At 37.0% G+C, this 10,926-nt stretch carries 5 protein-coding genes; 3 read left to right on the top strand and 2 right to left on the bottom strand.

What is annotated here, in order from left to right; translation table 11 throughout:
- On the bottom strand, positions 1 to 400 hold a 400-nt coding region (locus tag QVP90_RS14050; protein WP_288204579.1), incomplete at its 3' end, for a glutamine synthetase III.
- 376 nt (positions 401 to 776) lie between these two features.
- On the opposite strand from QVP90_RS14050, the gene QVP90_RS14045 reads away from it, so the two are divergent.
- On the top strand, positions 777 to 2,963 hold the full coding sequence (locus QVP90_RS14045; protein ID WP_007478513.1) for a DUF5686 family protein: 2,187 nt from the start codon (positions 777 to 779) through the stop codon (positions 2,961 to 2,963).
- Positions 2,964 to 3,293: 330 nt separating this feature from the next.
- Here the strand turns inward: QVP90_RS14045 and QVP90_RS14040 are convergent, their stop codons facing one another.
- Positions 3,294 to 5,792 (bottom strand): leucine-rich repeat domain-containing protein, encoded by a 2,499-nt coding sequence (locus tag QVP90_RS14040; protein ID WP_021936801.1) that lies wholly within the window; start codon positions 5,790 to 5,792, stop codon positions 3,294 to 3,296.
- Between the two features lie 136 nt (positions 5,793 to 5,928).
- Here QVP90_RS14040 and QVP90_RS14035 point away from each other — a divergent pair, with 136 nt between their 5' ends.
- Both QVP90_RS14035 and QVP90_RS14030 read left to right on the top strand, forming a co-directional pair.
- Positions 5,929 to 8,499: a zinc-dependent metalloprotease gene (locus tag QVP90_RS14035; RefSeq protein WP_055295225.1), complete on the top strand. Its 2,571-nt coding sequence runs from the start codon at positions 5,929 to 5,931 to the stop codon at positions 8,497 to 8,499.
- Positions 8,500 to 8,511: 12 nt separating this feature from the next.
- Positions 8,512 to 10,926: SusC/RagA family TonB-linked outer membrane protein (locus QVP90_RS14030; protein ID WP_288204575.1), on the top strand; the 2,415-nt coding region annotated here is incomplete at its 3' end.

Genomic DNA, 10,926 nt, shown 5'->3' with positions numbered 1-10,926 from the left:
GGAAAGAAGAAGCGTCCGGTTCTTGCTGGATAAGCAGTTTTCCGGAGAAGCGTTCAATGACCCCTCCGTCTTCGCCGAACTCGATAAAACCGTCATGCTTTTCTGCTGTTCCGTCTGTAAGAGGCTGAAACCAGTGCGTATAATGAGTTACATTGAGCGATTTAGCCCAACTTTTCATGCCATTGGCAATCAGATCGGCCATTTCACGACTGATAGGAGTACCTTTTTCAATGGCATCGGTTACCGCCTTGTAAGCTTCTTTAGGAAGATATTCCTGCATTTTCTTACGATCGAATACATGACTGCCATAATAATCGGATAATTTGTTGGAAGGAGTGATGACCTCCAGAGGGCCTCTGTTTGAGAGCTCTTGTAAAGCGAAAAATCTCATTTTAGACATAAATGGTCTGTTTTTTATCGGTTGATGCTGCAAAATTATATGTTTTTTCTGATAGTACCCCTATATTTTAGGGGGTAATTTTGAAAAACATCTTTTTTTTCTTAGATAATCCCCCTTGATGAATGGCACAAACCCGATAAGTGTTTCGTCATGTCTTTCTTTGGGGAATTTTTCTTTGCTGTTTTTTTTGTCGCGTTGCCTGATATCTGTTCCATTACATGATAAAAGGGATACATTGTCGTGTATCGTTCGGAGCTCATCAAAGCCAAAGGTTGGCTATAACTCTTTTTTATAAATCAGTGTTAATCTCCGGATAGATCTTTTCTTTTCATTGTTTTTAAGTATATTTGTTCCATAGTAATGGAAAGGATTTTTTTTGAAACACTATAAGTTGATATGGATTTTGGTTTTGGTTTTATTCCTTTTAGTACCGAAAGGAAGAGCCAATTCTGTTTTGAACCCGTATACGAGTGAACCCATCACTGTGGATTCTATCTTGCATAATGTGATGACCTTTACCCCTTTCTATGAAAAAATAGTGAATGACTACCGGGCAGACCTTTATATAAAAGGTAAACTGAATATCCGAAAAAAGAATTTCATGTTCCGCTACCTTCCGAAAATGTTTCGCATGCAGAAAGGGGTGCGTGAGTATTTGATGGAATCGTATAGTGAATTGCATTTCACAGCTCCCAATATTTACGATCAAAAGGTAAAAGCCGGTTACGGTACTGTTTTCAGTGGCGGCTTCCAGGCAACGATGCTTGAATATTTTCATGTTAATGCCTATTCTCCTACATTGCTTTACGACCGCCTGCTCTCGCCACTTGCCAAAAATGCGAAAAAATATTATCGTTACCAGATAGATACTATCATGGGGACACAGGATAATATGCACTATAAAATACGTTTTATTCCTAAGTCGAAAAGTGACCAGTTGGTGGGAGGATATATGATTGTCAGTTCTGATGTGTGGAGTCTGCGTGAAATACGTTTTTCCGGACGTTCTGAACTTCTGACTTTTGAAAATCTCATTAAAATGGGAGAGGTGGGGGATGACAATGAATTTCTGCCTGTGTGTTATGAATTTAAGGTCCGTTTCAATTTTGTGGGTAATGTGGTAGATGGCAGTTATCTGGCTTCATTGAATTATAATTCCATCGAGTTGAATGACCGGGGTAAGTATCGTAAAGAAAAAAAGAAGTTTGACCTTACGGAATCTTATACATTGAGATCGGATACGAACTCTCTGCTGGTGGATAGTGCCCATTTTGCTTCTTTACGTCCTGTCGAGTTGAGCAGCGATGAAAAAAAACTGTATGAGGATTATGCTTTAAGGAAAGATACTTCCGTTTCGAAACCTCCTTCACGGCGTCGTGTGTTTTGGGGGGAGGTTGGTGATTTTTTGTTATCTGATATTAACATGGATCTGTCCCATGTCGGTAGTGTCAAATGTTCTCCTATTATAAATCCGCTACTGCTGAGTTATAGTGGTAGTAACGGCTTCTCTTGGCGGCAGGATTTTAAGTACAACCGGTTGTTTTCCGGAGATAAAGTATTGCGGATTGTACCCCGGATTGGTTATAATTTTACCCGTAAGGAATTTTATTGGTCGGCAAATGCCGATTTTGATTATTGGCCGCAGAAGAGGGGGGCTATTCATGTTAATTTTGGTAATGGTAACCGTATTTATAGCAGTGACGTATTGGATGAGTTGAAAGCCATTCCAGATAGTATTTTTGATTTTGACCAGATACATTTGGATTATTTTAAGGACTTGTTTTTTAATTTCCGTCATAGTATCGAGATTGTCAACGGGTTGGAGTTAAGTGTCGGCTTTTCTGCTCACAGGAGGACGGCTATTGAGAAATCGAAGTTTGTGATTGTAAATCCCATAGTTCCTCCTACCCCCGATTTTATGAATAAATTTAAGGATACATATATAAGCTTTGCTCCTCGTATCCGTGTCGAGTGGACTCCTTGCCTGTATTATTATATGAATGGGAAAAGAAAGCTGAACCTTCACTCGTCTTTTCCTACTTTCTCTTTTGACTACGAACGTGGTATCAAAGGTGTATTTAAAAGTACGGGAGAATATGAGAGAATTGAATTTGATCTTCAACACCATGTCCCATTGGGGCCTATGCGTAATATCTATTATCGTTTCGGGCTTGGTGCATTTACGAATCAGGAACAGCTTTATTTTGTCGATTTTGCTAATTTGGCAAGGAGTAACCTGCCCGTAGGGTGGAATGATGATATTGGCGGCGTTTTTCAATTATTGGATGGACGCTGGTATAACTCTTCCCGTAAATATGTTCGTGCGCATTTCACTTATGAAGCTCCTTTCCTGCTTTTGCGGCACTTGATAAAATATACCCGCTATGTTCAAAACGAACGTCTGTATGTTAATACATTGTTTGTTCCGCACCTTAATCCGTATATGGAAATAGGATATGGTATAGGTACGCATATTTTTGATGTGGGTGTTTTTGTAAGCAGCGAGAATTTTAAATATAAACAGGTTGGGTGTAAATTTACATTCGAGCTGTTCAATAGATAAATAAGAGTGATTCGGATCTAAATGAAAGACTTGGATGAATATTGTAAGAAATATTAACGATATTTTTCCAATAGATTTTGTATAAAAAATGGAGGGTGTGTCGAAATTCTCATAAACTAAAAATCACCCTCGCCACAGGATTAAACTGCACCCCAAAAGTTGGACACAAAACTTTAGGAGTGCAGTTCACAGTTGTAGCGAGGGTGATTTTGATAAAAGGGGAGTTTTGACATCCCCTTTTTTTCAGAGAGGTTTTCGACGTTTCCTCATCCTTTTATTAAGAGAGAGATTTTGATATACTTTTTGATTATTTTGTAATATAGGTACGTTTTATAAAACGACTACTTTATGAGCTTTACCATTAATGAGTATAATATAATTATTACCAGCAAGTTCGAATGTCATAGCATCGTTGTTTGCTTTTGTTTCTATAACTTTTTCTCCGATGATGGTATAAATTTGAATATTATCTGCTATTTGTAAACCTCCTATATATACTTTACCCATTTGAGCTGTTACAATAATGTCGTCTTGTGAGTTGTTTTGAACTCCCGTTCCTTTTTGGATCGTTATGGGAGTAGTTTTGAATACATTGACTCCAGAGAATTTCGGGAAAGCATCACTTGTCATTTCACAGTAAACCGGTTGGATTTGTGGGGTAAGGAAAGTGAACTTACCATCATTTTCTGTATAATCCTTACCAACTTCTAAGATTTTTTCATTATCGGTAGTTTTCCAAGTATATACAGTGTTTTGTTCTTTATCAGTAATACCTTTAATATTATTCTGTGCAGATAAATCTAACTCTTTATTTGTGGTAATTTCTTCTGCAATGATTAGTGCTTCTTGTGGAGCATATGTATAACCACTTATTGCAGTTGCTGGCAATGTTTCAAAAGTTAGTTTGTTTTTACTACAATTTAATGTTTTTCCGATAATTCCAGCTTTTATCTCAGCGATTTGATTCCCCATACAAAGTAAATATCTCAATGCTGTACATGGAGTGACATCAATGCTCGTTAATAGATTGTTATTGACTGATATGTAATCTAAATTGATGTTATTAGAGAAATCTATACTCTCTAATTGGTTGTTTACACAGTATAAGTTTTTGAGTTTAATATTTTGGGAAATGTTCAGCGCTTTTAGTTGGTTGTTATTACAATAAAGTGTTTCTAATGCTGTACATTTTGATATGTCAAGGTTTTCTGCTTCAATTTCATTACAGTTCAGATATGTTAATGTGACGTTCTGAGATAGATCGATGAATTTAAGCGGATTTGTGTGACAATAGAGCTTTTGTAACTTTGTATTTTTACTAATGTCGAGTATTGACAACTTATTGGTATTTACGTACAATTCTGTCAGGTCGGTTGCTTTGGTTAGGTCAATGGCAGTAACTTGTGCTTCGTCTACTTTAGATACACATCCGAAATATACAATATTTTCGCCATAAATTTTAATTAGTCCTTCTCCTTTCGGAATTCCTATGACCCCTGTGGCGTTCGCATAAGGATCTGGCATTTGTATTACATCGGTTTCTACCAATACTCCATCTCCCCAGTCGATAGACAATTTGGTATCTGGTGTACTAACTTCAAAATCCAATGTACGTTCCATTCCGTTTACTTCAACGTTGAGAGTTATTATTGGTTCTTTTACTATAGCGTTTGAGATTGTTATAGGGGTAGTCTTGAATACATTAACGCTTGAAAATTTTGGGAAAGCATCACTTGTCATTTCGCAGTAGACTGGTTGCGGTTGCAGAGTAAGGAAAGTAAACTTGCCATTATTTTCTGTATAATCTTTACCAGCTTCTAAGATTTTTTCATTATCAGCAGTTTTCCAGGTATATGCAGTTTTTTGTTCTTTATCTGTAATGCCTTTAATATTGTTTTGTGCAGATAAATCCAATTCTTTGTTTATAGCGATTTCTTCTGCAATAGACAGTACTTCTTGTGGTGCATATGTGTAACTACCCATTGCTGTTGCTGGCAATGTTGCAAAAGTCAGCTTGTTTTTACTGCAATTTAATGTTTTTCCAATATTCCCGACTTTAATTTCCGAGATTTGATTTCCCATACAATATAAATATCTTAATGCTGTACATGGAGTGACATCTATACTCGTTAACAGGTTGTTGTTAACCGATATGTAATCTAAATTGGCGTTATTGGAAAAGTTTATACTTTTCAGTTGATTGTTTAGGCAGTATAAACTTTTGAGTTTCGTGTTTTTGGAAATATCTAATGCTTTTAGCTTATTGTTGTTACAATAAATAGTTTCTAAGTCGATACATTTTGATATATCAAGGCTTTCTGTTTCAATATCATTGCAATTTATGTAGGTTAAGGCAATGTTTTCAGATAAATTAATCGATTTGAGTGGATTAGAGTAACAATAAAGTTTTTGCAATTTTCTGTTTTTGCTAATGTCAAGTGTTGACAGTTTATTGGTATTTACGTATAATTCAGTCAATTCGGTTGCTTTTGTCAGGTCGACAGCTGTGACTTGGGCTTCACCTACTTTGGATGTACATCCGAAATATACAATGTTTTCGCCATAAATTTTAATCAACCCTTCTCCTTTAGGAATTCCTACTACTACTGTGGCATTCGCATAAGGATCTGGCATTTGTATCACATCGGTTTCTATTAATGTTCCATCTCCCCAATCAATGAATAGTTTGGTATTTGGGGTACTGACTTCAAATTCAAGTGTACGTTCAGATCCGTCTGGCTCGACGTTTAATGTAATTATAGGTTCGCTTTTTGCATCCACGATTGTTGCGATGCAAAATAATAATAAAAATAGTAATTTTCTTTCCATAATAATTATAAATTAATTAGTTTTGCAAAACTATGAAAAAAAAATAAAATAGCGGAATTATCATTGCTTTTTATTGGAAAAAGGATATAGGAGTGTGAATTAACTATTAGGAAAAGATAAAAAATATATGTATTGTATGAAAAAGATAATACTACTGTCTTTCTTGTTTCTTTTTGTTAGCGAGGGTATCTATGCGGCAATCGGAAAAAAGAATAAAAAAAAGGTGACTAATCCTATTGAAGTGAAAAAAGATTCGGTGAATGCTGACTATAAAAAAGTCACTAAAGATGCCGTTATTAAGCAAGGGCTTTTTACTACTTTTTTGAGTAAAAAAGAAAATAATTTGTATTTTGAGATTCCAGATTCAGCTTTTTCGCATACTTATCTATTGACGAACCGTATTGCAGAAACAAGTAATACACATGATTATGTGGCAGGGCAAATGGCAACTAATCCATTGATGATTCGTTTCAGCAAAGATGGGCAGAAAGTATATATGCATTTGGTGCAAAGTAGTAATATGGTAGACCAGAATGATCCTATCGCATCTGCTTTTAATAAGAATTTTGCAGATCCAGTATTGAAAGGCTTTAAGATTGTAGCTCGTAATCAAGGTAATGTTGTTATAGATGTTACTTCCTTTTTTGGTGGAAATGAAAAATGTATTAGCCCTATTAAGCAAGAGAGTCCTTTAGCTAAATTATTTGGTGGAGGAAATTCATTAAAAGGAACTTTTGCGGCAGATGCATCTAATATTCTGAGTGTGAAAACATTTCCTAATAACATAGAGATAAAAAGTTTGTTGTCATTTACTACCACTCCGTTGAATCAGCCTTATTCAGTTACGGTACATCGTTCGTTGTTCGTTTTGCCTGATACATTGATGGCTATGCGATTACAGGATAATCGAGTGGGATATTTTAGTTCAGATAAAAGTTTATACACATCCTCTAAAGATAAGATTATTCCTCAAACTTTTATTCATCGTTGGAGGATAGAGCCCAAGAAACAAGACTTAGAACGCTACTTTAAAGGGGAGCTGGTGGAACCGATGAAACCGATTGTATTTTATGTAGATACTGCTTTCCCAGAGAAATGGCGTACTGTCGTAAAACAGGGAATTGAAGACTGGAATATGGCTTTTGAAGCTGCTGGGTTTAAAAATGTAGTGAAAGCACTGGATTATCCGAGTAATAATCCCGATTTTGATCCGGATGACATGCGTTATAGTTGTGTGAAATATGCTGCTACTTCTATTGCTAATGCAATGGGACCGAGTCATATTGATCCGCGTACAGGGGAGATTCTGACTGCAGACGTAATATGGTATCATAATGTTATTTCTTTATTGCATAATTGGCGTTTTGTGCAAACTGCTGCTGTTGATGATCGTGTACGTAAAGCGGTATTTGATGATGATGTGATGCAAGAGGCTATTCGTTATGCTGCGGCTCATGAAATAGGACATACATTAGGGTTGATGCATAATATGGGAGCTAGTTATTCTTTTCCGGTAGATTCTTTACGCAGTCCGAAGTTTACACAAAAGTATGGAACCACTCCCAGTATTATGGATTATGCAAGAAATAATTATATTGCTCAACCGGGAGATTTGGAGAAAGGGGTAAAATTAACACCGCCGAATTTAGGTGTATACGATATATATGCTATTGATTGGGGATATCGCCTTATTCCAGGAGCGGATACTCCCGAGAAAGAAAAAACGGTACTTGATGCTTGGATTGAGAAAAAGAAATCTGATCCGATGTATGAATTCGGGGCGCAACAAGTTTTTGGTACGGTTGATCCGACAGACCAGTCTGAGGATTTAGGAGATGATCATTTGAAAGCTGGGGATTTGGCTATTCGGAATTTGAAAGTCATAATGAAGAATTTAGAGACGTGGACTTTTGATAAGGGAGCACGCTATGATGAAGTAGAAAATATGTATATTGAAGTTGTAAGGCAATATACACGGCATTTGCGTCATGTAATGCCTTATGTCGGTGGTATTCGTTTCCAAGAAGTTCGTCAGGGTGAGGATTCATCAGCAAAAAATTATATAGATAAGGCTACACAGAAAAAAGCGGTGTTATGGTTGCTGAATCAGGCTCGCACTTATAACGAATGGCTTACTCCGAAAGACTTGATTGCTAAGTTGGATGTAAATATGAATGTGAATGATAAGTTGCAGTCATCAGTAGTCGGGGCTTTATTGAATTCATCTGCATTATATCGTATAAGTGAGGGAGGACAAATAGATTCAAAAGCGAATTATACATTAAATTCCTATTTGGATGATGTTTTCTCTGAAATGTTTAAACCTACTTATCAAGGAATTAAATTGTCTGCTGCAGATATGAATATTCAATCGGCGGCAGTCGGATTGATGATCAATTATACTGGTTTGAACAAAACTGCTGAGAAGAAGACTGCTACTGCTCTCGCTGATTATGAAGACGTTTTGCGTCAAACATGTGAACCGTCTCTTCCTTGTAGTCATAGTTATATGAATGGGGATTCATTTACCCGAATCAATTTTGGCTTGCCGACACTTTCTAAAGAACAACTGGCAGCGGTTATGGTAGGACGTTTAAATAAAATAGCTCAGTTGTATAAGAGTCGTCGAGCTGCCTCTGTTGGCGATACTCGGGATTTTTATGATTATCAGTTATTACTGATAGAACGTACACTGAAAAATAATTAATGAATAAATTATATGAATAGAATCTTTTACTTATTTGTTTGTTTGTGTTTTCTTTCTTATAATGTGTGGGGACAGAATACACAGAACTATTCATTGAAAGGGCAAGTACAGGACACATCGGGTGAAACCGTCGTTGGGGCCAATATTAAAATAAAGGGGGCCGATATCGGAACAATAACTGATCTGGATGGAAATTTTTCTTTATTGGTTCCGGCTAAAGGGGCAATATTGATCATTTCCTTTATAGGCTATCAATCTCAGGAAATCCGGTTGAAACCAGGAGAAAATAACCTGAAAGTTGTACTTAAAGATGATGCTCAACAATTGGATGAGATTGTAGTAGTAGGATATGGAACACAGAAAAAATCATCTTTGACAAGTTCGGTAGAAGTGGTCCGGAGTGAAGAACTTCTACAAATGCCTACAATAAATTTGGATGAGGCATTGAACGGACAGGTTGCAGGTTTGCAAGTGATGTCTACAACAGGTGATCCGAGTTCATCTAAAGAATCGAATATACATATTAGAGGCATTAATGGTGCTCCTTTACTCGTTATTGATGGTGTACCTCGTTTCGGTACAAATACGACTGAAGGAGAAATGCGTCTCTCGGATTTGAATCCGGATGATATTGAGAGTATTTCCGTATTGAAAGATGCGGCTGCAGCTGCTGTTTATGGTGCACGGGCGGCTAATGGTGTCATTCTGGTCCAGACAAAGCGTGCTACCGGTAATCAGAAAGTATCGGTAAACTACAGAGGACAGTTTAATTTGCAACAGGCTACCAATCTACCTGAGTTTCTTAATGCATATGAGTTTGCTAAATTGTATAACCGGGCATTGGAAAACTCACCATCGGCTGTTGGTATTAATCCTTATACCGATGAACAGCTTGAAATGATTCGTACCCATTCTAATCCTAATGTATATGGTGACGAAAATTTGATTGACTATCTGGATAAGTTTGGGTATTCCATGATTCATAGTCTTTCTGTTAGTGGTGGCAATAATTTCGTGAAGTATTATATGTCTGGTGGGTATACCAATACGAAGGGATTGTATAGCGGTGTGGGACGAGATCGCTATAATTATTCAATGAAACTGGATGCAACATTATTAAAAGGGCTTGTATTGTCATTGGATGTAAACGGAACTCGTTCGGAAAATAAGAATACCAGTTATTTTACGATTGATGCTGCCTATAATTTTTCTCCAGTAGAGGTACTTAGGTTTACAGATGGTAGGTTGGCCAGTGTAAATAGTAGCAACCCTTTGATAGCTGTAGACGGTTCGGGGGGATATGTTCGTAATAAAATGAACATGAATACTATTACTGCTACTTTGAAATACGATGTTCCTTGGGTAAAGGGGCTTTCCGCCTATTTACGTGCTACTTTTGATAATAATAATTCTGTTCAAAAAACATTTAGTAGTCCTGTAACTCTTTACACTTATGACAAGCAGACCGGAGAGATAAAAGAAGATGATAAAACTACCTATCCGAAAGCAAAGATTACTTTGAAAGAAACCGATCGTTTTGTGGATAATAAATTAGTGGAGCTTGGGGTGAATTATAATCGCACTTTTGCTGCAAAACATGATGTTTCCGGGTTGTTGGTTATCAATTATCAAGATTATCACAATCGTTATTTGACTGGAGAAAATTTGGATATGGCGGGTATTTATCCGGAGATAATGGGAAGTGCTACTACTCCCAAAGTGAATGGGGAAGAGTCGTATAGCGAACGTGCTTCAATGATTGGGCGTGCCACTTATGGTTATGATAACCGCTATTTTATTGAAGGTAGTTTTCGGGTGGATGGTTCTACAAAATTTCACCCTGACAATCGATGGGGATTTTTCCCTACAGCTTCTGCTTCTTGGGTACTTTCGAATGAACAATTTTTTAAGAATTGGGATCAACCAGTGCTTTCTAATGTGAAGTTTCGAGGCTCTATGGGTATATTGGGGGATGACGGAGCGATAGACGACTATTCGTATTTGCGGAAATATATGTATGTTGTACGTCAAGGATATAATATTGGAGGGAATCTGAAGCCAGGTATTGTTATGGACACAAGTGCTTATCCTAATCCGGATTTAAAGTGGGGACAATCAAGGGATTACAATGTGGCTACCGACTTAGGCTTTTGGGGAAATCGGTTTGGATTGTCATTTGAATATTATTGGCGTTACCGTACCAATATGATTATGGTAGCTCCTTCTTATTTGTATCCGCCTTCGACAGGAGTAGATGGTAATCCACCCAACATGAATTTTGCAAAGATAAAAGCATGGGGATGGGATTTGACTTTGACACATCGTAATTCCATTCAAAAAGTGAAATATGATTTAACTCTTACATTGGCACAAACCAGAGACCGGGTTTTAGATTATGGAGATGAGTCTTCTCTTGAACCGACTCGG

Origin of the sequence: Bacteroides sp. CAG:189 (genome assembly GCF_000432295.1) — a bacterium.
In the GTDB taxonomy this organism is placed as follows: Bacteria; Bacteroidota; Bacteroidia; order Bacteroidales; family Bacteroidaceae; genus Bacteroides; species Bacteroides salyersiae.
The sequence above is the reverse complement of the archived record's forward strand: the minus strand, read 5'-3'. Positions and strand labels throughout refer to the sequence as shown.